At 53.4% G+C, this 20210-nt stretch carries 19 protein-coding genes; 11 read left to right on the top strand and 8 right to left on the bottom strand.

The window, feature by feature from the left end:
* Window positions 1–99 precede the first annotated feature (99 nt).
* The 3 genes from DBR37_RS15005 to DBR37_RS14995 are packed head-to-tail and all read left to right on the top strand — an operon-like array spanning window position 100 to window position 2723.
* Window positions 100–840 carry a serine protease gene (locus DBR37_RS15005; RefSeq protein ID WP_124575280.1) on the top strand — a complete coding sequence of 247 codons (741 nt, stop codon included), beginning with the start codon at window positions 100–102 and terminating at the stop codon, window positions 838–840.
* 42 nt (window positions 841–882) lie between these two features.
* Complete coding sequence (locus DBR37_RS15000; RefSeq protein ID WP_124575279.1) at window positions 883–1386, top strand: YbaB/EbfC family DNA-binding protein; 504 nt, start codon at window positions 883–885, stop codon at window positions 1384–1386.
* Complete coding sequence (locus tag DBR37_RS14995; protein WP_124575278.1) at window positions 1386–2723, top strand: trypsin-like peptidase domain-containing protein; 1338 nt, start codon at window positions 1386–1388, stop codon at window positions 2721–2723. The genes DBR37_RS15000 and DBR37_RS14995 overlap by 1 nt, the downstream gene beginning before the upstream one ends.
* 19 nt (window positions 2724–2742) lie before the next feature.
* On the opposite strand, the gene DBR37_RS14990 is transcribed toward DBR37_RS14995, so the two are convergent.
* The gene (locus tag DBR37_RS14990) at window positions 2743–2967 is read right to left on the bottom strand and encodes a hypothetical protein (RefSeq protein ID WP_124575277.1); all 225 of its coding nucleotides are present in this window, start codon (window positions 2965–2967) and stop codon (window positions 2743–2745) included.
* Window positions 2968–3003: 36 nt separating this feature from the next.
* Here DBR37_RS14990 and DBR37_RS14985 point away from each other — a divergent pair, with 36 nt between their 5' ends.
* Window positions 3004–3228: a hypothetical protein gene (locus DBR37_RS14985; RefSeq protein WP_124575276.1), complete on the top strand. Its 225-nt coding sequence runs from the start codon at window positions 3004–3006 to the stop codon at window positions 3226–3228.
* On the opposite strand, the gene DBR37_RS14980 is transcribed toward DBR37_RS14985, so the two are convergent.
* Together DBR37_RS14980 and DBR37_RS14975 are read right to left on the bottom strand one after the other, a co-directional pair.
* Window positions 3176–4144: an AraC family transcriptional regulator gene (locus tag DBR37_RS14980; protein WP_124575275.1), complete on the bottom strand. Its 969-nt coding sequence runs from the start codon at window positions 4142–4144 to the stop codon at window positions 3176–3178. The two genes, DBR37_RS14985 and DBR37_RS14980, sit on opposite strands and share 53 nt — an antisense overlap.
* A gap of 60 nt (window positions 4145–4204) precedes the next feature.
* Entirely contained in the window at window positions 4205–5206 is a 1002-nt protein-coding gene (locus DBR37_RS14975) for a helix-turn-helix domain-containing protein (RefSeq protein ID WP_124575274.1), read from the bottom strand.
* A gap of 1221 nt (window positions 5207–6427) precedes the next feature.
* On the opposite strand from DBR37_RS14975, the gene DBR37_RS14970 reads away from it, so the two are divergent.
* The 3 genes from DBR37_RS14970 to DBR37_RS14960 all read left to right on the top strand — a co-directional run bounded on the left by DBR37_RS14970 (window position 6428) and on the right by DBR37_RS14960 (window position 8607).
* Window positions 6428–6889: a helix-turn-helix transcriptional regulator gene (locus DBR37_RS14970; RefSeq protein ID WP_124575273.1), complete on the top strand. Its 462-nt coding sequence runs from the start codon at window positions 6428–6430 to the stop codon at window positions 6887–6889.
* 112 nt (window positions 6890–7001) lie between these two features.
* The gene (locus tag DBR37_RS14965; RefSeq protein WP_233588407.1) at window positions 7002–7382 is read left to right on the top strand and encodes a hypothetical protein; all 381 of its coding nucleotides are present in this window, start codon (window positions 7002–7004) and stop codon (window positions 7380–7382) included.
* 184 nt (window positions 7383–7566) lie between these two features.
* Window positions 7567–8607 (top strand): glycosyltransferase family 2 protein, encoded by a 1041-nt coding sequence (locus tag DBR37_RS14960; protein WP_124575271.1) that lies wholly within the window; start codon window positions 7567–7569, stop codon window positions 8605–8607.
* A 93-nt stretch (window positions 8608–8700) separates the two neighbouring features.
* Here DBR37_RS14960 and DBR37_RS14955 read toward each other — a convergent pair whose 3' ends face one another.
* On the bottom strand, window positions 8701–9033 hold the full coding sequence (locus tag DBR37_RS14955) for a DUF4148 domain-containing protein (protein WP_124575270.1): 333 nt from the start codon (window positions 9031–9033) through the stop codon (window positions 8701–8703).
* A gap of 248 nt (window positions 9034–9281) precedes the next feature.
* Between DBR37_RS14955 and DBR37_RS14950 the strand changes: the two genes are divergently transcribed.
* On the top strand, window positions 9282–9953 hold the full coding sequence (locus DBR37_RS14950; protein WP_124575269.1) for a heavy metal response regulator transcription factor: 672 nt from the start codon (window positions 9282–9284) through the stop codon (window positions 9951–9953).
* Window positions 9950–11350, top strand: coding sequence for a heavy metal sensor histidine kinase (locus DBR37_RS14945; RefSeq protein WP_124575268.1), 1401 nt, complete (start codon window positions 9950–9952; stop codon window positions 11348–11350). Before DBR37_RS14950 ends, DBR37_RS14945 begins: the two co-directional genes overlap by 4 nt.
* Window positions 11351–11396: 46 nt before the next feature.
* Here DBR37_RS14945 and frc (DBR37_RS14940) read toward each other — a convergent pair whose 3' ends face one another.
* Together frc (DBR37_RS14940) and DBR37_RS14935 are read right to left on the bottom strand one after the other, a co-directional pair.
* Window positions 11397–12647, bottom strand: a complete 1251-nt coding sequence (frc, locus tag DBR37_RS14940) for a formyl-CoA transferase (protein WP_124575267.1) — start codon at window positions 12645–12647, stop codon at window positions 11397–11399.
* Between the two features lie 315 nt (window positions 12648–12962).
* Window positions 12963–13928: a GlxA family transcriptional regulator gene (locus DBR37_RS14935; RefSeq protein ID WP_199739131.1), complete on the bottom strand. Its 966-nt coding sequence runs from the start codon at window positions 13926–13928 to the stop codon at window positions 12963–12965.
* A gap of 261 nt (window positions 13929–14189) precedes the next feature.
* Between DBR37_RS14935 and frc (DBR37_RS14930) the strand changes: the two genes are divergently transcribed.
* Complete coding sequence (gene frc, locus DBR37_RS14930; RefSeq protein ID WP_124575266.1) at window positions 14190–15425, top strand: formyl-CoA transferase; 1236 nt, start codon at window positions 14190–14192, stop codon at window positions 15423–15425.
* 85 nt (window positions 15426–15510) lie between these two features.
* Here the strand turns inward: frc (DBR37_RS14930) and DBR37_RS14925 are convergent, their stop codons facing one another.
* Both DBR37_RS14925 and fabI read right to left on the bottom strand, forming a co-directional pair.
* Entirely contained in the window at window positions 15511–16905 is a 1395-nt protein-coding gene (locus DBR37_RS14925; protein ID WP_124575265.1) for a DEAD/DEAH box helicase, read from the bottom strand.
* A gap of 404 nt (window positions 16906–17309) precedes the next feature.
* Complete coding sequence (gene fabI / locus DBR37_RS14920) at window positions 17310–18098, bottom strand: enoyl-ACP reductase FabI (RefSeq protein ID WP_124575264.1); 789 nt, start codon at window positions 18096–18098, stop codon at window positions 17310–17312.
* Window positions 18099–18382: 284 nt separating this feature from the next.
* On the opposite strand from fabI, the gene DBR37_RS14915 reads away from it, so the two are divergent.
* Complete coding sequence (locus tag DBR37_RS14915) at window positions 18383–20203, top strand: extracellular solute-binding protein (RefSeq protein ID WP_124575263.1); 1821 nt, start codon at window positions 18383–18385, stop codon at window positions 20201–20203.
* Window positions 20204–20210 lie beyond the last annotated feature (7 nt).

Below are 20210 nucleotides of genomic sequence, written 5' to 3'. Positions count from 1 at the left end.
GTGAGCCCTGTCTTATGCCTCGTGCATCAGACAGGGCGTCAGGGAAGAAGGATATGAGTAAGTGTTGAAGCGCGAGATTACTGCAGGCCGGAGCCACCCATGATGCATCGCATCCGGGTGGCGTTGGCGTTTGTGCCACTGGTTTTTACGCCGTTGATCCTACAGGCGGTACCGGATATGCCGACCGCGCTGGATACCCATGCCAGCGGCGTGTTCCTGAATGCCGCGGGTGATGTGTTGACAGCACGCCATGCGGTAGCCGCCTGTAACAAGATATATGCGGTCAAGGACGGTCGCGTGGTGGAAGCGAAGCTGGAACTGGCGAGCCAGGAACTGGACCTGGCGGTATTGCGCACCACGCTCAAGCCCTATCTGAGCGCGACATTGGCACAAACAGAAGCGCGCAGCGGTAGCAGTGTCGGCGTGTTTTCTGAAGCGTACAGCGTGCTGCAGCGCTTGCCCGGACGCGCGACGCTTGTCAGCAATGCGATCACAGTGCCAGGTGAAGACGGCATGCAATTGTTATCAGGCGTCAAGCCGGGAGCCAGTGGCAGTGCCGTAATAGGCGGTGCAGGATTGGTGCTCGGCGTAGTGGTGTCGAGGGTGGCAGCGGGATCGTCGACCCAGGGTGTGGTCTCCAGCACCATGCTGAGCCGGGCCGCGGCGGCAGGTGTGCCGACCGGATCCAGCCTGGTGCGTGCGGTTGGTATTACACAGATCAAGCAATTCCTGCGTGATGGCGGCATTCCATTTACAGAAAGTGATGCCGCCCAACTAGGGGCGACGCAGTCACCTGCCGCGCGTGCAGCGACTTTATCGGTAGGAATTATTTGCGGCTGAGCACGATGGTGTGTGCAGGCCGCCCCGGATTCAGGATTTGATATGAATGGAAAGATTATGCAAGAACAAACTTCAGCTGCCGTGAACGAAAAGCCAGGCGTGGCTAAACGCGCATTCCAGCATGTCCTCAAAATGATGGGCATAGTCGGCGTCGGTTTAACCGTGTCGTCCGCACCCGTCATGGTGCAAACCGCAATGGCGCAATCAGTGCCGCAACACTGGATCAGCTACGCGCAAATGGCCGGCAATCAACTGGAAGCGTGGCTTAGCGATCCGGCCAATGATGCGGTAGTACGCCTGCACGAATGGATGCAGCAACGCATGTTGCAGGAAGGGCAACCATTGCCGCCGCCGCTGGTGGTCAAGGTATGGGTCGCGCCTGATGGCAAGATTTCGCGCACTGAATTTGCGTCATTGGGACAGGCACAGGCGGATGCTGATTTACGTACACTGATGACGACCCAATCCTTATCCGAGCCGCCACCACGTGATATGCGCCAGCCTATGGTCTTGCAACTCAGCCTGAGCTTCGCTGCAAAAACCTGATGTCCAGACTCGCGCTCTGCCTGTTGATGGCATCCACACTCATGCTCAGTGCATGCGGCGGGATGCAGAATGGTGCATTGTGGAGTGCGCCTGATTTTTCATCGCTGGCGCGCAAATATGGCCCGGCGGTGGTGAACATAGGTGTGGCACGTGACCAGACGCAACAGCGTTTGCGCACGCCGCAGAATCCGAATGACGAAGGCAGCCTCGGCTCCGGCTTCATCGTCAGCAGTGATGGCTATATCCTGACCAATGCGCATGTGGTGGCACGCGGTACGCAGATCAGCGTCAAGCTGCCGGATCGCAGGGAATTCAAGGCGCGCCTGGTCGGCAGCGATGCCGTCGCAGACGTCGCCTTGCTGAAGATAGATGCGCAAGGATTACCGACGGTACGCATCGGTAATCCTGATCATGCCGAGGTCGGCGACTGGGCGCTGGCGATAGGTTCACCTTTTGGCTTCAGTAATTCAGCCACCGCCGGCATCATCAGCGCCACGCGTCGTATCCTGCCGGGCGCTGACTACATTCCTTTCCTGCAAACCGATGTGCCGGTCAATCCGGGCAATTCCGGTGGCCCTTTGTTTAATCAATACGGCGAAGTCATCGGTATCAACTCACGTATCTATAGCAATAGCGGTGGTTACCAGGGTTTATCTTTCGCCATTCCCATCGACGCTGCGATGCGCATCAAGCAGCAGCTGCAGGATAAGGGCGCCGTCACGCGTGGTCGTATCGGTGTGAGCGTGCAGGAAGTCAGCCAGCCGCTGGCGGAATCCTTTCATTTGCCGCGTCCGGCCGGGGCACTGGTCAGCTATGTGGAACGCGGCGCAGCGGCAGATCGCGCCGGCCTGAAATCAGGTGACGTGATCTTGCAGGTCAAGGGCAGGGATGTGATTCAGTCTGCCGATGCCTTGATATACATCGCCGATCTGGCACCCGGGGATAGCGCAGTATTGAAAGTATGGCGTGAACGTTCCGCCTTGTTGTTGACAGTTGTACCGGATCGTTTCGATGCTGCACCTGCGCCCAAAATACAGCCTGAACTGCCGACTCCGCTGGGACTGGTAGTGCGTCCGCTGTTCCCGCAGGAGCAGGCAGTATTGCGCATAGATGGCGGCTTGCTGGTGCAGCAGATCAACGCAGCGGCAGCACGCGCCGGGGTCAAGGTGGGTGATGTGATCATGGCGGTAAATGGGCGTACTGTGAGTACGATACAAGGCCTGGCCGAAGGCGTCGGTGTAGCCGATGGCGCGGCGGCACTATTAATACAACGCGCTGGTGCACGTTTGTTTATCGCGATAGAAACGCAGAAGCAGACGACACGTGAGACGGAATAGTCATAGGATTTTAGCGGGTTCAGGGCAGGCTCAGGCCATGTATGGCAAAGCTGACTTGCGGATCCGGCGAATTGCTCATCATGTGCGCGGGCAGGTCTATAGCGACAGGTTCACCATTGCGACTGAAGGACCAGGTATCCAGTTTGCCGGTGCCGGGGAAGCGATATAACAGGCAGGTTTTTGTCACACCAGGTATGCGGCCAGTGCTGGCAGTACTGGCCTTGTGGGTGCTGGCACACAACATCCTCTTCACTTACATGATGCCAGCCTGGCTGATCGCATGGATCTGGTACTGCTGGTATTTGGTATTGCATCACTGCCGGGACTGGTGGTGAGCGGCTTGTTGGTTGATCGCACCCTGCGTACGATGGTGTATCTCGCTGTAGCCTTGTGGGGCGTGACTTTTGGCGGTATGGTCGGCGGCGTATTGCTGGAATCCGCAGGGGCAGACTTTAGAAAATCTCAGCGCGATACTTGCTCGGTGACAGTCCGACCAGGCGTTTGAAGGAGCTGGCAAAATGTGATTGATCAGCGTAGCCGCAGCTGAGTGCGATGTCTACGAGGGATAGCTTTTTGTCTTGCAGCAGTTGCCTGGCACGATGGACGCGCACTATCTGCAGGTACTGATTGGGCGTTTTCTTTATTGTATGAACGAAGCGCTCAAAAAAGATCGTGCGACTCATGCCTATGCCGGCGGCTATATCCGCAATCTGGAAGCTGTCATGCAAATTCGCCTGCATATAATCATGTATGCGTTGGACCTGTGCGCGGGACAGCGGAATCTTGCTCTCGGCGACACGTGGCGTCTGGCGTAATTGTGTATGTTTTGCGAAGTACTCGGCAATGATCGCTTGTGCAATGTAGTCGCTACGGAAGCTGCTGTCTTGCGGTTCGTTCAGCATGTGCATGCATGTACTCAACAGAGACTGCAAGGTTTTATCTGTTTCCTGCAAGGGCGAATACATATCGATTTCATCCAGTCGTTTTCCGAAGATCTGATCCGCCACATCGACCAGTACCTCATTCCTGATATGCAGATAAAAATGATCTGCAGAATCCAGCAGGTTCAATGCGTATTTGACGCCAGGCGCAATGATGGCGTGACTGTTGGCGCTAAGTTCACCTTCATAGGTACGGCCATCCATTTCTATCATCAGATGCTGATTCTGCAACGGGACGGCGAAAAACAAATGGGAAGTAGGGAGCACGGTTCTTTCCATCGGGTGCGGACGTGCCTGCAAGCCCAGCATGCCGGACCAGCCCAGCCCCTCGCTGCTGCCGATTAATTCACGCGTTTCCCTGGATTGCGGTGCAGCTTCTGCACGCAGGAATTCGGAGCGACGCTTACGCTTGTGTGCGAGCGGGAAAGGCGGAATGTCTCTCTGACTGGCGTAAGTGCGGTGTGCGGATGGAAGACTCATGGTTAAACCTCGTGACTTTTAGTATTAGTTAAGATGGCATAGGCGATGACCTGTTTCGCATTACGATGAAATTTCGATTCTGTATTTACCAGGTGTGAGTCCGACAAAGCGTTTAAAAAAGCGCGCGAAGTGAGACTGATCTGCGTAGCCGCAAGCAGAGGCGATATCAGCCAGAGATAATTGCTGATGGTGTAAAAGCTCTTTGGCCCGATTAACGCGCAGTATTTGCAAGTATTGATTCGGCGTCTTTTTGATCGTGTGCACAAAACGTTCAAAGAAGATGGTTCTGCTCATGCCAATACTGGCGGCAACATCTGCAATCTGGAAAGTCTCGTGCAGATGCGCCTGCATATAGTCATTGATGCGTTGTGTCTGCGCCCGGGAGAACGGCACTGTGCTGTCGTGTACCCGCGGTGTATCGCGTAACTGCGTGTGTCTGGAATAGAACTGCGCGACGATCGCCCTTGCAATGTAATCGCTGCGAAAGCTGCTGTCTGGTGTTTCCTCCAGCATGTGCAGGCATACATTTAACAGATGTTGAATGCTGACGTCGGTTTCTTCCAGCGGTGAATACAGATCAATTTCATCCAGTCTTTTATTGAACACCTCATTGGCGACATCTGTTAATACATCGTTCTTGATATAGAGATAAAAAATATCGCAGGCCTGAAGTAAGTTCAGCTCATATCTGACGCCCGGCGCAATGATGCCCTGGCTATGCGCCGCCATTTCCGCTTTGTGTGTGCGGCCGTCTATCTGGATGGCGAGGTCCAGGTTTTGCATAGGCACTGCGAAGAACAGGTAGCTGGCAGGCTCAATTGATTCTGCCAGCGGAGTGGCCTGCGTGAGGGTGGCAAACATGTTTTCCCATCCCAGGCCGTCGCTGCTGCGAACCACTGTGCGCGTGTCGTTCAGGCTAGGGAAGATGGAAATTTCATTCTGCAAGAATTCAAAACGAGCCGGCTTTCCGACTGTGCGCGCAAGCCCGTGATGGCCGACAGGGGATGACGCATTCAGGGGAAATGATGAACGCTGGTCTTCGGATGTAAGTATTTCAATCATGGGCGACTCGTGGATCAAGAAGTTATTTTTTGTGGCTGCCCTTGCGTTTAAACAAGTTGCTTACGATTGCTTTTTCCTCTGATCGCTAACGCGTCAATTGACGATAAATTGATTTCAATTTAGCAGAATTTTTCAGCGATGAAAGGCACAGACCATTGTTGCCAAACTAGTTAGAGGAACGCTTGGGCAACACTTTCTTCATGATGTTTTCATGTGAAAACATCAATAAATCAGGGCGTCTTTTTAAGGGGAGTACGACAGGAAGGACGCAGATGGCAGATGCATGGCCTACTTTAAAGACCATGCAATAGGGAAAGAGTTCTGAATTATTTTCGTCAGTCCGCTTAATGTGACCAAGAGTTGCGCTGACGATCAAATCACGCGTGCGTCGTCGTCATGTGTTTACTTCATCAATAGGTATACATAACGGCGTAGCGATGAGAAGGGGAAAAACCGGAAGCGCCAGTATCTGAATTTCACGGCTTTAGATGCATGTTCTTAATAAAAAATTAATATGTTGCAGTGCAATATATGCTGTTTTGCTTGACCTACTCTTTCACGTTCCCTTGTTTCAAAGGTTTTTAGATATTGCAATTTTTGAATGATCGTTCCAAGAACATGGCCTTGATTGCCAAGTATAAGAGATTACTCTTATTGCATTGTATGTAGATACAAAAATAGTTGTATGAAATTTCCTTTTTTATAATTAATTGCGCTGCAATAAATATGCGGTGATAGCAATCTTTTCAGCTGTTTTTTTTGGAAAGTTAATGATGCCAATGCTTTCCATGTAGGCGCATGACGTTCACCCATCGCCTGACAGGCACTTATACCCCTTCCAAGCACCGACGTTTCCATTCGGATAGATTTCCGAACGATTGTTCTTTTGCTGGATGATTGTCAAATATTTCCTGAACCTGATCTTGGACAATGATTCACGCTGACGCTTTGGCTGAAGCATGGAAGATGCAGTGAGCGCCATTTTTTCCTTGTTCATAAAGCAATGAAAATAAATTGGTGCAATGCATCAAAGTTGTGCTTGGGTAGTCTTGGTTCGGGCAGTCTTTCGACGATATGCGGCTTATCCGATACACGGCCACTTAGTGTGATCGTGCTGCGCGCAAGCCGTATTTGATATTCCTGGCCTGTTTCAAGCTTTGAACACTTGCCGTGCGCCTGAGTGCTTTTATTGACTGCGTTTTTTTGTAAGTTTGCAAAATTATGATAGATGAAGCGAAAGAAAATGGACTAAGCGGCGGTCAGATAGCCTGGGCGGCAGTGGCGCATGTCATTGCAAATCACGCAAGCCAGGACAGTGCACCGGAAACATATGATGTGCACGCACCTTTATCTGAAGCGCAGATGCAACGGGTGCATGATTATTTTCAGGAACACTTGCAGGGCGGTTTTCGCATTGCGGAGCTGGCTGCTGCGATGGGTATGAGCAGAACCAGTTTTTTTAAAAGGTTTGGCCGTACCGCCAAGGCGACACCGAATCAATATCTGCAAGTGTTGCGCGTCGAAAAAGCGAAGCTGCTTTTGCGTGATCAACACTTCTCGCTGATCGATATCGCCTTTTCCTGTGGTTATGCTGATCAATCACATCTGGCGCGTTTCTTTAAGCGCTATGTAAGAATGTCGCCGGGACGATACCGCAGCAAGATGCGGGAAGAAGGCGGATAGCTTTTTAAATATGCGTGTAGGGTAGGTGGCGGGTTCGATAACATAGCGTTAGTTGCCTGATTCTGGTTAGAATGCTGCTTCATATAAAGTTTCACTTTTCAAAATCGTGGATATGTCGCTTAAGAGATATTTTGCCTTTGCCGTCCTGGTCATGTTTGCATTCATGACTAACGTTGGCTTATGGAGCGATCATTCCAACTGGTTGACCCACGATCTCGAGCACAGTGTAAATATCATTCCTGATTCGGCAACCGCTGAGTACGCATCCCTGCATGATATGCCTGCGGCAAGTGATACCAGTGCCAGCAGTTCTTCCGCAATCGAACATGAGTTGCTGCATGCCGCTAATCACCTGCAGTTTTTCCTTGCTATGAATTCAGTTCTGGCATTCCTGCCGGCAGCGAAATCGCCTGAGTCTTGCAGGAAGACTGTCGTCATCCCATGTGCCTCCTCCGGCGCACCATTCCGTCCTCCTCGTATTTTTCTTTCATGATCCGGTAATCCGCCCGGTATTTCCGAGCGGATCTTGCGGAACTACATTTTTCGAAAATTAAACGGCATGTCGGCCAGTTTTTCTCTGGCCTGAACGCTTGTCGTATCTTCGTATGCAAATCGTGCGCGCGGAAAATCTGCGCGGGATTGGCAATGTTGTGTCTGAAAAATATAAAGAGATACAGATGGAAAATTTGCTTCCTCATTTGCATCCGATACACAGTATCGATGAGAACAGATGGTCGTTGTACAAGCTGACAGTGATCGTTCCCCTGTTCAATGAAGAAAACGTATTGCCGCTTTTTCACACGAGACTGGAGCGTGTGCTGGCGCAGGTTCGCCATACCTGGGAAATCATTTATGTGGACGATGGAAGTACCGATCAGTCGTCCCATATCTTGCAGCAGATAAGGGCGCTTAATCCGCAAGTCGGTGTGGCCCGCTTTACGCGCAACTTTGGCAAGGAAGAGGCTATGAGTGCAGGCCTGAATCTGGCAAGCGGGGACGCCGTCATCATTATCGATGCGGATCTGCAGGATCCGCCCGAGCTGATACCGGCGATGCTGGACGCATGGTTATCCGGCGCCGATATCGTCAATATGCGCCGTCTGCAGCGTCATGGCGAGTCATGGTTCAAGAAGGTAACAGCGCACGCTTTCTATCGTGTCATCAATCGTCTGAGTGAGGTGCCGGTGCCAGAAGACGTCGGCGATTTTCGTTTGCTTAGTCGGCGTGCGGTCGATGCCCTCAATCTTTTGAAAGAGAAGAATCGCTTTATGAAGGGCTTGTTTGCATGGATAGGCTATCCGACGGTGACGCTGGAGTACAACCGGGATGCGCGCGTAGCCGGGAATAGCAAGTGGCGCTATTGGCGGCTCTGGAATTTTGCGCTGGAAGGGATTACCGGTTTCTCCGTTGCCCCTTTGAAAATAGCGACTTACCTGGGTTCGGCATGTGCCGGGATTACATTTCTCTACGCCTTTTATTTTCTTGTCAAAACCTTGCTGATCGGCGAGTCGGTCAAGGGTTTTCCGACACTCATCGTGACAGTGATGATCCTGGGTGGCCTGCAACTAATGGCGATAGGCATCATCGGTGAGTATCTGGGGCGGCTTTTTATAGAGAGCAAGCATAGACCGCTTTACTTGCTGGAAGAGTATGTCGCACCGCAAGGAGATGAAGACATCACGGTGGTCGATGAACTGTGGCGGGAGAGAGGAAGGTAAATAGCGTCCGGCTGTTGAGGAATGAAGCGGGGGCGTATCCGCATGCAGATACGCCCCCATGGCCTGACACTGTGGGTGGATAGCAGCGGATGCTTAGCCACTATATAGCTCTTGCATCAGGCGTCCGCTTTCACCGCTGCGCTTGCTTTGTTCCATTTCCTTTTTCACTTGTTCGCGGGTCTTCGGTTGTTTGGCATCTTTCAGTACCGGGTAATTGCTATCAATCACCGGCAACCTGCCTTGCTCGTAGGCCTGCTTGAGTTCGGCTTTCACTTCTGCGCGCGTCTTGCCCGGAGCGTTGGACTTCTGGGCCGGTGGATAAGCCGAATCGTTAGGGTGGGCAGCCTGTGCGGACGGGATCACGGCGAGGCTGGATGCGGTAGCGACAGTCAGCATGGCGATCAGGGTTTTGTGGGTGGTTTTCATTTGATATCTCCTTAAATGGGCGTGACAGGCCCGGGTGATGCAACAGATAAATTGATAGTTAAAACCTTCTGCGATACGTGATGCGTTGCAGCTTGCTGATGCTTGCCGTCGTTGCCTGTTCCGTATCGTTGACTGAAGTGTAGAAAACCGGTGCGCACAGAAACATGACGAGCCGATTACAAATTTGTAATCCACACCGCCATTCGCAAAAGTGAGAATGGCGATTTACTTACGGCAGGAGACGGAGTATGAAAATTCTGTTGGTGGAAGATGAAAGCAAGGCAGGTGAGTACCTGCGTAAAGGGTTGACCGAGCTTGGCTTCGTGGTCGATTGGGCACAGGACGGCGCCGACGGTTTGCACCTGGCTGTGCACGAAAGCTATGACCTGATCATCCTTGATGTGATGTTGCCGATACATGACGGCTGGCATTTGCTACGTGAATTACGCAAAACGCGCGATACGCCTGTCCTGTTTCTCACCGCGCGTGACGAAGTGGAGGACAGGGTAAAAGGCCTGGAGTTGGGCGCAGATGATTATCTGGTCAAACCCTTCTCCTTTATGGAGCTGACTGCACGTGTGCGTACCTTGCTCAGACGTGGTCCGGCACGCGAATCGGGTTTGATTGAAATTGCCGATATGCAGATTGATGTCTTGAAGCGTCGGGTAACACGGGATGGTAAGCGTATAGATCTGACGGTCAAGGAATTTGCCTTGCTGTACCTGCTGGCGCAGCGTCGCGGTGAAGTATTGTCGCGCTCTGTAATTGCCTCACAGGTATGGGACATGAACTTTGACAGCGATACCAATGTGGTAGATGTAGCGGTACGCCGTTTGCGTGCCAAGCTGGATGATGCACATGCTTACAAGTTGATACAGACGGTGCGTGGTATAGGTTATGTGCTGGAGGCGGGGGAATGAAACTGATACAGCATATGTCATTGACGAGTCGGATCGGCTTGCTCTTTTTCCTGGTTGCCATTCTGACTTTTTCTGCTGTTGGCACTTACCTCTATCGTTCCTTGTTTAGTCAGCTTGAGTATCGCGATGATCAGGAGCTGATCGGAAAAATTACGTTAATGCGTCATCTGGCTGAAGAGTCGGCCAGCATCGCAGCTATACGAGCGAACCCGCATTACTTTCTGGACGCCGCGGCCAGTCACGACCGCCTGATCGTCATGCTGAAGGAGGTGGATGGCAAGCTCATTCTGCATACCAACCCGGACCAGGGCAGCTTGCCCGTGATCTCGGTGCTGCCCGCTGATATGACGGCAGATCAGCGCGCGATTACCTTGCTGTGGACTTCCAGCGGCCTGGCTGCACGTGCGATAGCGAGCAAAGGCAAACTGAATAGCGGTGAACAGATACTGATTGTGGTGGCACGCACTGCTTCTGACCGGATGGAGTTGCTGAAGGCGTATCGGATAGAAGTATGGATAGCCGCATTAGTCGGGACCTTGCTGGTAGCCTTTTCCGGATATCTGCTGGTGCGACGAGGTTTGCGTCCGCTGCGTCTGATTGCCGCACAAGCGCGTTCCATTACCGCGCACAGATTGGATAAGCGACTCGATATCGCATCGACGCCGCAAGAACTGCATGACATGGTTCAGGCTTTCAATGCGATGCTGGATAGGCTGGATAGCAGCTTCCAAAGACTCAGTCAGTTTTCTGCCGATCTGGCGCATGATTTGCGCACGCCGATCAATAATCTGATGGTGCAGACCCAGGTTGCACTGGTGCAGGCACGGAGCGTTGAAGATTATCAGGCATTGTTGATCTCCAATGTGGAGGAGTACGAACGGCTGGCGCGGATGGTGGAAAGCATGTTGTTTCTTGCGCGCGCCGAACATACACATGTGGTGATGAATAAATCTCCCGTTTCGCTGCCGGAAGAATTGCAGCGCATTGCCGATTATTTTGAAGGCCTGGCAGAAGAAACCGGTGTGCGGATTGTGGTCCACGCGCAGGGCAAGGTATATGCTGATGCCATCCTGCTGCGACGTGCACTCGGTAATCTGGTCGCGAACGCGATCCGGTATACGCCGGCCGGAGAAGTTATTTCATTGCATGGCGAGACCAGGATAGACGGTGCAACCATACGTATAGTTAACCCTGGTCCTGGCATAGCGAGCGAGCATATACCGCATTTATTTGAGCGCTTTTACCGCGCTGATGCGGCGCGTACCAATACGGCAAGTTCTGCCGGACTCGGTCTGGCGATCGTGCAATCCATTATGGTTTTGCATGGCGGCAAGGTGGCGGTACGCAGTGCAAAAGACGGGTTAACGGTGTTTTCGCTGATATTTCCAGCCAAATAAAAAGCCCCGTAGTAACGGGGCTTTTGCGTGGATCAGCTCAACTTGATTACACTGCTTCAGCGCTATGGATCTCGGCAATTTGCGCTGCCGAGTACCCCAGCTCTGCCAGCACTTCATCGGTGTGCTCGCCCAGCAGCGGCGAACCTGTGATTTCCACTGTGGCACCGGACATCTTGATCGGACTGCCAACGGTCAGGTATTTACCGCGCACCTTATGCTCGACTTCGACGATGGACTTGCTACGACGCAGCGATTCGTCATACGCAATTTCTTTCATCGACAGGACCGGGCCGCAAGGAATGTCGAATTTGCGCAGGATTTCAATTGCTTCGAACTTGGTTTTATCTGCCAGCCAGGTTTCGATGTAGCCGAAGATATCGAAGATCTTGTCTTGCCGTGCTTTGGCTGTCGCATACGCAGGATCGTTGACCCATTCAGGTTTGCCGATCGCGCGTGCAGTTGCTTCCCATGCCGTGCCCTGGATGGTGAAGTAGATGTAAGCGTTCGGATCCTGTTCCCAGCCTTTGCACTTCAGTATCCAGCCTGGCTGACCACCACCACCTGCGTTACCACCGCGTGGTACGACGTCGGTGAAAGTGCCGTGCGGGTACTGTGGATATTCTTCCAGTACGCCGGTGCGTTCCAGACGTTGCTGATCGCGCAGCTTGACGCGGCACAGGTTCAACACTGCATCCTGCATGGAGACCGCAACCTTTTGACCGAGTCCGGTCAGGTGGCGATGCTGGAGTGCCGCGAGGATACCTATGGTCAGGTGCATGCCGGTGTTGCTGTCACCCAGTGCTGCGCCGCTGATGGTCGGCGGGCCGTCCCAGAAACCAGTGGTGGTGGCGGCACCGCCTGCTGCCTGTGCCACGTTGTCATAAACTTTCAGGTCTTCATAGAAGTGACCATCGCTGAAACCTTTGACCGATGCCAGGATCAGGCGCGGATTCAGGCTCTGGATGTGTTCCCAGGTGAAGCCCATGCGATCCAGCGCACCAGGTGCGAAGTTCTCGATCATGATGTCCGAAGTACGAATCAGTTTTTCCAGCACGTCCTTGCCTGCTGCTTTTTTGGTGTCCAGTGTCAGTGAACGCTTGTTGCTGTTCAGCATGGTGAAGTACAGCGCGTCGGCATCCGGAATGTCGCGCAGGGAAGTGCGCGTTGCATCGCCGGAACCCGGACGTTCTACCTTGATGACGTCGGCACCAAACCATGCCAGTTGCTGGGCGCAGGAAGGGCCCGCCTGGACGTGGGTGAAATCGATAATCTTGATGCCGTCTAATGGCTTACTCATGATATGCATTCCTTTTAATCGTTTGCTTGGCTGGATTGGCATTTTCGGTAGCTAGTCTTGAAAGCGGCCGTTCCAGATAAAAATCACCACTTGAACAAGACGTCTGCGGAGCAGCTGCAAGGCGCTTATCGGATGGTTCGAAAACGATTCTGCACAGTATGGAAAGGCATTGCCACGCCTATTTTTGGCTTGTCCGTAGAAGGTGGGAGCGCGTCATTACATGAGCGCAGATGTGGCTGTAAATGAACTATGAGTAAAAAATAGCCATTGGATGAAATGGCTGAAAAACGACATTTGGCGAGATGTTGCCGGACGCTATTCCTTGTCGGCGAAACGTCGTCGGTACTCGGCCGGGCCGACAGAAATCCTGCGCATAAACGTTTTACGCATCGCATCCAGGCTGCTGAAGCCACAGCGTTGCGCTATCCGCTTCAATGGCTGCTTTTGTTCTTCGATCAGGCGACGTGCCTGATCCAGCCTGGCTGCTTCGACGAAGGAAGCAGGCGTGCTGCCGCTTTCCGCTTTAAAGATGCGCGAGAAGCTGCGCTCGCTCATGCGTGCACGTTCTGCCAGTGCGGGCACTGACAAATCAGCGCGCAAATTGGCGAGCACATATGCTTGTATGTGGCCGATTGCCGAGCCTTCTGTTTGTTGTGCTGCCAGGTGTGTACTGTATTGCGATTGGCCGCCCGGTCGTTTGACGAACATCACCATTTCACGCGCGACCCTGAGCGCCAGTTCACGGCCGTAATCTTCTTCCACCATCGCCAATGCCAGATCCATACCGGCCGTAACACCAGCCGAGGTGTAGAGCTGGCCATCGCGCAGGTAGATGCAATCCGGATCGACTTCTGTCTGCGGGAACATGGCCGCGAGTTTTTCTGCGCTGTTCCAGTGTGTGGTGATGCGTTTACCTTCGAGCAGGCCTGCCATCCCGAGTATCAATGCGCCGGTACAAACCGAGCCTATGCGACGCACGTTCTTCGCACGTTTGCGCAGCCATGCATCGCGTGCGCTGTTCTCTGTAATGACGTCGGCATCCGGACTGCCTGCTACCAATAGCGTATCGATGCTGCCCCTGTATGTTTGCAGCGTTGCATCCGGTGTGACGGACAAGCCGGACGAAGATTTGAACGGGCCTGGTTCGGTGCCGATGATTTGCACGCGATAGGCAGACGCGTCATTGAGTTGTCGCGCCGCTTCCATGAACACATCGGCAGGGCCTGCGATGTCGAGTAATTGCACGCCGGGAAAGGCGAGGATGGCAACCTGGATAGTCATGGGCGTGGAAGTAAAGCAGTTTGGCTGAAAACGACGTAAATATACAGTTTCCGCCAATTATTTAACAGTTCAAAATGCTGGGCATGCCGAATGACATGGTCATGGCGGCTGCCGGGCTGGTCACATGCGTGGCAATAGCTGATGCCTATTAAATATGGGCAGCACATGCAGATACGCAAACATGCTGTCACCCGGCACAGGCTATCTTGCTGGAATGAGTGGCCTGGATTTCCCAATTTGAACTGAATTAAAGGAAGCACTATGAGTAAAGCGCTTGCAGGTCTTCGCATTCTGGATATGACACACGTACAAGCTGGTCCTTCGGCTTCACAGCTATTGGCATGGATGGGTGCCGACGTCATCAAACTGGAGCCGCCACAAGGCGACATCACACGCGGCCAGTTGCGCGACATCCCGGGTGTCGACAGTCTTTATTTCGGTACGCTGAATTGCAACAAGCGTTCGATCACCGTGAATATGAAAACGGATGAAGGCAAGGCCATCTTTGCCGACTTGCTGACCAAGTGCGATGTGCTGATGGAAAACTTCGGCCCTGGTGTGCTGGATCGTTTTGGTTTCACCTGGGAGCGGGTACACGCGATCAATCCGATGATCATCATGGCATCGATCAAAGGCTTCGGTTCTAGCGGCCCGTATGCCGATTTCAAAGCCTATGAAAACGTCGCGCAAGCCATGGGTGGCGCAATGGCGACCACTGGTTTCAGCGATGGTCCGCCGTGTGTGTCCGGCGCGCAGGTCGGTGACTCCGGTACCGGCCTGCATTTTGTCATCGGGATACTGGCTGCGCTGCATCATCGGGTGCAACATGGTGAAGGGCAGTACGTCGAAGTGGCAATGATGGATAGCGTGCTGAATCTGATACGCATGAAGATGCGCGATCACGAGCGTCTGCAGAGCGGGCCATTGCCCGAGTACTCGGTACCGACCGAAGGATTGTTGTCAGTGCCGCGTGGCGGTAATGATTCCGGCGGCGGTCAGTTGGGCAATGTGCTGTGGTGCGCACGCGGTGGTGCGGAAGAATATCTGTATGTCGTGGTGCAGGAAGCAGTGTGGCCGGCATTGGCGAAGCTGGTGGGTGGTGAACATTTGCTGCAAGATCCACGCTTTGCCACCATCGATAGTCGTCGCGCCAATCAGCAGGCGATGTGGGCGATATTGAACGGCTTTGCTGCGCAGTACACCAAGAGTGAACTGATGGCAGTGCTGAATGAAATCGATGTACCTTGCGGCCCGGTACTGTCTACCGCCGAACTGGCAGAGAATGAACATTTGCATGCGCGCGAAATGTATATCGAAGTCGACCATGCACAGCGTGGCAAGTACTGGACGGTAGGGATGCCGATCAAGCTGTCGGCGTCGCCAGCGGTGGTGACGCCAGCGCCTTTGTTAGGTGAGCATACGGATGAAATTTTGCAGCAAGTGCTGGGCTATGATGCCTCTCGTATTGCGCAGCTGCGCACGGCCAAGGCGGTCTAGCGCGATAAATCAAAGTGCAAATAAAAAAGGCCGGGTCTTATGGACCCGGCCTTTTAGTTTGAAGTCAGCAAGACTTCAGTACTGATTAACGCTCGCCGAAAGGACGACGTGTCGCGCCTGCATCACCGGTACGTGGACCTTTGTTGAAGCTGCTGCCGTCTTTACGCGGAGCATTTGGCTTGCTGAAGGTACGTTGACCTGGTTTCGAGTTACGGTTGTCACCTGGTTTCCAGCCACCTGGTTTGTGGTTAGGACGCGAGGTCGAAGCGCTGCGTTTTGGCTCGTAACCTTCGATGACTTCGACCGGGATCAATTGCTTGATGAAACGTTCGATGCGTTTAACGTTCATGCTTTCTGCATGGTTCACCAGCGATACTGCGATACCGTTACGACCTGCACGACCGGTACGACCGATACGGTGCACGTAGTCTTCAGGGAATTTCGGCAAATCGTAGTTGACGACGTGGGTGATGCCAGGAACGTCGATACCACGTGCAGCAACGTCAGTTGCTACCAGTACGCGGATCTGACCACGACGCAAGCCGTCCAGGGTGCGGTTACGTGCGCCTTGGTGCATGTCGCCATGCAATGCAGCGGCAGCGAAACCAGCGATGTTCAGACGATCAGCGATGGTGTCTGCATCACGTTTGGTAGCGGTGAAGACCACAGCCTGATCCAGTGTTTCGTCACGCAGCAGGTGATCCAGCATGCGATTCTTGTGCGACAGGTCGTCGACGAAGTGGATGCATTGCTTGATGTTTTCATGCTTGGTAGCGGAGCTGGCGATCTGGATGATCAGTGCATCTTTGGTGATGCGTTTCGCCATGTTGCCGACCATACCGTCGAGGGTCGCCGAGAACAGCATGGTTTGACGGCCTTCAGGCGTCGCTGCCACGATTTTTTCGATGTCGTCGATAAAGCCCATGTCCAGCATGCGATCTGCTTCGTCCAGTACCAGGATTTGCAGTTGCGAGAAGTCGATCTTGCCCGATTCCATGTGGTCGATCAGACGACCTGGAGTTGCCACCAGAATCTCAGGATTCTTGGCCAGCAATTGCATTTGTTTCGGGTAAGGCATACCACCCAGGATGGATACAGCCTTGACGCGTTTCATGAACGCGCCGTATTTGTCGGTTGAGGTAGTAACTTGCAGTGCGAGTTCGCGGGTTGGGGTCAACACCAGCATTTTCGGTTGTGCAGGTTTAAAACGAGGGCGATCGCCACGCGAACGGGCCGATTGCGCTTCCTGGTTAGGAGTTCTGCCGGTTTGCGGCTGGTCGCCTTCGGAGGCGAATTTGTGCAGGGCAGGCAACATGAATGCGGCAGTCTTGCCGGAGCCTGTTTGCGACGAAACCATCATATCGCGGCCTTCAATTGCTGCAGGGATCGCCTGAGCTTGCACACCAGTTGGGGCTGTGTAGCCGGATTCGGTCAGTGCTTTGATGATGGACGCGTGGAGGCCTAGTGATTCAAAAGTCATTATTTTTCTTTCGTGTATATCAGCGCGACAGCGCGCATCATGGATTGTGTCCACGATGAATGTCTGCGAGTGCGCAAAAAATGCAACGCTAACCAACGAAACAGCTAAGAAAGCTCAGAGAGATTTCGGCACAAAAGCTTTGCGCCGGGACGGTGTCTAAGATTCAACACCAGAAGGCGGGAGGGCTTTATCGTTAATGCTAACGGGTTCGCGATGCTGCAAAGTGCGATGTCTGTACAAAGCACAGCGCGCATTATAGTACGGAATGCCCCTGCTGTCGAGTCATGTACTCGAATGGACGGGGAAGAGCAGGAAGTGTGCACCTGCAATCAATTGTGTCTCTGCCAATAAAAAACGCGGCAAAAACTCTGCCGCGTCCTTCATTTGCACAGGGGGGGAATGGATTATTCCAGGCCGCCCATGCCGCCGACTACGTGCGAGAAGCCGCCGTCGACGTAAGTGATTTCACCGGTAATGCCGCCCGACAGGTCGGACAGGAGGAAGGCCGCAGTGTTGCCGACGTCTTCAATCGTGACGTTGCGACGCAGTGGCGCATGTGTTTTGACAAAGTTGAGGATTTTGCTGAAGTCCTTGATGCCGCTGGCTGCCAGCGTTTTGATCGGGCCAGCCGAGATACCGTTGACGCGTACGCCTTTCGGGCCCAGCGATTCAGCCATGTAACGCACGCTGGCTTCCAGCGATGCCTTGGCCAGACCCATGGTGTTGTAGTTAGGCAGGGCACGCATCGAACCGAGATAGGTCAGGGTCAGCAATGCTGCGTTTGGACGCAACAAAGGCAAGGCTGCTTTAGCCATCGCCGGGAAGCTGTAAGCCGAGATGTCGTGCGCAATTTTGAAGCCTTCGCGCGAGATGCCGTCGAGGAAGTCACCGGCAATCGCTTCGCGTGGTGCGAAACCGATCGCGTGTACCAGGCCGTCGAGGTGATCCCAGGATTTGCCGAGGTCGGCAAACAAGGCGGTGATTTGTTCGTCGCTGCCGACGTCGCAATCGAATACCAGCGAGCTGTCGAATTCTTTGGCGAATTCGGTGATACGGTCCTTGAAGCGTTCACCGACATAGGTAAATGCGAGTTCAGCGCCTTCGCGCTTGCAGGCGGCAGCGATGCCGTATGCGATGGAGCGGTTCGATAACAAACCGGTGATGAGAATTTTTTTGCCTTGCAAAAATGCCATGAACGACTCCAGTGTCTTCTTAATTAAGTACGCGGGAATAAGCGCGGAATGGGCAAGATTGTAGGGGCTAGCAGGCACAACGGCAACTTTTGTCGTGATTCTTTGCTTTTTGGGGCATTTGCCGGGCTACATCGGCAGTGCCAGTGGCCGCCTGTTTCTGTAGAATAGCCAGAACGTCAATATTGGCTGCCAGCATGGCCAGCATGGCGATCAGCATGTAATCAGCATCAATATCTGCATCTGCATGCGCGGGTATTTGTGTAATGAATTCCAGTGACAGGTGTATGGCTAAATTACTTCCTTCTTTTCTGCTGATCAGTTTCCTTTCCTTGCCCGGCGCCGCTGCCTTTGCCGCGCATGCATTCTCCCTCTACGACGCACCCAAGTATCCGCCCGGTTTCACGCATTTTGATTTTGTGAATCCGGATGCGCCCAAGGGCGGCGAGTTATTCCTGGCCAATCCGGATCGTCGTACCAGCTTTGATAAATTCAACCCTTTCTCGATGAAGGGGGTGTCGGCAGCAGGTTTGACCACGCTGATGTTTGAAAGCCTGACTACGACTTCCAGCGGCACTGAAGCGATTACCGATGAAGTGGCGACCATGTATGGTTTGCTGGCCGAGGATATGGAGCTGGCACCGGACCGTATGGCGATGACTTTCCGCCTCAATCCCAAGGCGCGTTTCAATAACGGTGATCCCGTGCTGGCAGCAGACGTCAAGCATTCCTTCGATACGCTGGTCGCCAAAGGCGCGCCGCAGGTTAAATCATTGCTTGAGAACGTCAAGCAATGCGTAGTGCTGAATGAGCGTACCGTGCGCTTCGATTTCAAGACGCTGAATCGTGAAATGCCACTGATCGTCGGCAGTGTTCCGGTGTTCTCGCGTAAGTGGGCCGCAGGGACAGACTTCGACAAGATCCAGCTGACTGCGCCCATCACGACCGGACCTTATCTGATAGACCGTTACGATACGGGTCGCTCGATCAGCTACAAGCTGAACCCGAACTACTGGGGCACAGATATCCCGACGCGCAAGGGTATGTACAACTTCAATCGCATCAACTATCGCTTCTATAACGATAATGTAGCGCGGCTGGAAGCCTTCAAGGCCGGTGAGTTCGACCTGGTGGTCGAGAACAGTGCAAAGAATTGGGCGCGCAGTTACATCGGGCCTAAATTCAATAACGGCAGCATCATCAAGCGTGAGCTGGCGCACTCCAACGGCGCTGGCATGCAAGGTTTCCTGATGAATCTGCGGCGTCCGCAATTCCAGGATGTGCGGGTACGGCAGGCATTGGCGCTGGCACTCGATTACGAATGGATGAATCGCCAGTTATTCTTCGGCTCGTATAAGCGCATCTACTCTTTCTTCAACAACAGTCCGATGGCGGCGACCGGCCTGCCGTCGGTTGAAGAGCTGGTGTTTCTGGAGCCGCTGCGCAAGAAACTGGATCCGGCCGTATTCGGTGCTGCACCTGTCCCGCCGAATACCAATCCTCCGGGGTCCCTGCGTACCAATCTGCTGAAAGCGGTCGAATTGTTCCGCCAGGCTGGCTGGGAATATCGCGACGGCGCCTTGCGTAATGCCAAGGGCGAAGTGTTTGCATTTGAAATCATGGATGACCAGTCGGCGATGAGCAGGGTGATCAGCGTCTATGTCCGCAATCTGCAAAAGCTGGGCATACAGGTGACGCAGCGTACGGCTGACTATGCGCTGCTGCAAAAGCGCATGGAAGAGTTTGATTACGATATGACCAGCATCCGCTTCCCGGATGTCAGCACGCCGGGCAATGAAATGTTCGACATGTTTGGCTCGAAGGCTGCCGATGAAAAAGGTTCGAGTAATTTCTGGGGGCTGAAAGATCCGGCCGTTGATCGCCTGGTCGAAGCGCTGGTCGCAGCCAATAGCCGCCCCGAGCTGCAAGGCGCAGCGCGCGCACTGGATAGAGTCCTGCTGAATAAATACATTGTGATTCCGCACTGGTATTCATCGACGCACAGGATCGCCTACTGGAATCGTTTCGGCATGCCGGCCAAGCTGCCGCTGTATTACCAGCCGGATCCGTATGTGATTTCAACCTGGTGGCAGGACAAAGCTAAATGAGGATGCC

Source organism: Herminiimonas sp. KBW02 (assembly GCF_003852535.1).
Taxonomy (GTDB): domain Bacteria; phylum Pseudomonadota; class Gammaproteobacteria; order Burkholderiales; family Burkholderiaceae_D; genus Oxalicibacterium.
Note: the sequence above shows the minus strand (reverse complement) of the source record. Positions and strands in the feature narration are given on the sequence as shown.

What these genes read in the sequence shown, in the direction of transcription:
- DBR37_RS15005 (WP_124575280.1), top strand. Translation starts at nt 100, where the DNA reads ATGATGCATCGCATCCGGGTGGCGTTGGCGTTTGTGCCACTGGTTTTT.
- DBR37_RS15000 (WP_124575279.1), top strand. Translation starts at nt 883, where the DNA reads ATGAATGGAAAGATTATGCAAGAACAAACTTCAGCTGCCGTGAACGAA.
- DBR37_RS14995 (WP_124575278.1), top strand. Translation starts at nt 1,386, where the DNA reads ATGTCCAGACTCGCGCTCTGCCTGTTGATGGCATCCACACTCATGCTC.
- DBR37_RS14990 (WP_124575277.1), bottom strand. Translation starts at nt 2,967, where the DNA reads ATGTTGTGTGCCAGCACCCACAAGGCCAGTACTGCCAGCACTGGCCGC.
- DBR37_RS14985 (WP_124575276.1), top strand. Translation starts at nt 3,004, where the DNA reads ATGGATCTGGTACTGCTGGTATTTGGTATTGCATCACTGCCGGGACTG.
- DBR37_RS14980 (WP_124575275.1), bottom strand. Translation starts at nt 4,144, where the DNA reads ATGAGTCTTCCATCCGCACACCGCACTTACGCCAGTCAGAGAGACATT.
- DBR37_RS14975 (WP_124575274.1), bottom strand. Translation starts at nt 5,206, where the DNA reads ATGATTGAAATACTTACATCCGAAGACCAGCGTTCATCATTTCCCCTG.
- DBR37_RS14970 (WP_124575273.1), top strand. Translation starts at nt 6,428, where the DNA reads ATGATAGATGAAGCGAAAGAAAATGGACTAAGCGGCGGTCAGATAGCC.
- DBR37_RS14965 (WP_233588407.1), top strand. Translation starts at nt 7,002, where the DNA reads ATGTCGCTTAAGAGATATTTTGCCTTTGCCGTCCTGGTCATGTTTGCA.
- DBR37_RS14960 (WP_124575271.1), top strand. Translation starts at nt 7,567, where the DNA reads ATGGAAAATTTGCTTCCTCATTTGCATCCGATACACAGTATCGATGAG.
- DBR37_RS14955 (WP_124575270.1), bottom strand. Translation starts at nt 9,033, where the DNA reads ATGAAAACCACCCACAAAACCCTGATCGCCATGCTGACTGTCGCTACC.
- DBR37_RS14950 (WP_124575269.1), top strand. Translation starts at nt 9,282, where the DNA reads ATGAAAATTCTGTTGGTGGAAGATGAAAGCAAGGCAGGTGAGTACCTG.
- DBR37_RS14945 (WP_124575268.1), top strand. Translation starts at nt 9,950, where the DNA reads ATGAAACTGATACAGCATATGTCATTGACGAGTCGGATCGGCTTGCTC.
- frc (WP_124575267.1), bottom strand. Translation starts at nt 12,647, where the DNA reads ATGAGTAAGCCATTAGACGGCATCAAGATTATCGATTTCACCCACGTC.
- DBR37_RS14935 (WP_199739131.1), bottom strand. Translation starts at nt 13,928, where the DNA reads ATGACTATCCAGGTTGCCATCCTCGCCTTTCCCGGCGTGCAATTACTC.
- frc (WP_124575266.1), top strand. Translation starts at nt 14,190, where the DNA reads ATGAGTAAAGCGCTTGCAGGTCTTCGCATTCTGGATATGACACACGTA.
- DBR37_RS14925 (WP_124575265.1), bottom strand. Translation starts at nt 16,905, where the DNA reads ATGACTTTTGAATCACTAGGCCTCCACGCGTCCATCATCAAAGCACTG.
- fabI (WP_124575264.1), bottom strand. Translation starts at nt 18,098, where the DNA reads ATGGCATTTTTGCAAGGCAAAAAAATTCTCATCACCGGTTTGTTATCG.
- DBR37_RS14915 (WP_124575263.1), top strand. Translation starts at nt 18,383, where the DNA reads ATGGCTAAATTACTTCCTTCTTTTCTGCTGATCAGTTTCCTTTCCTTG.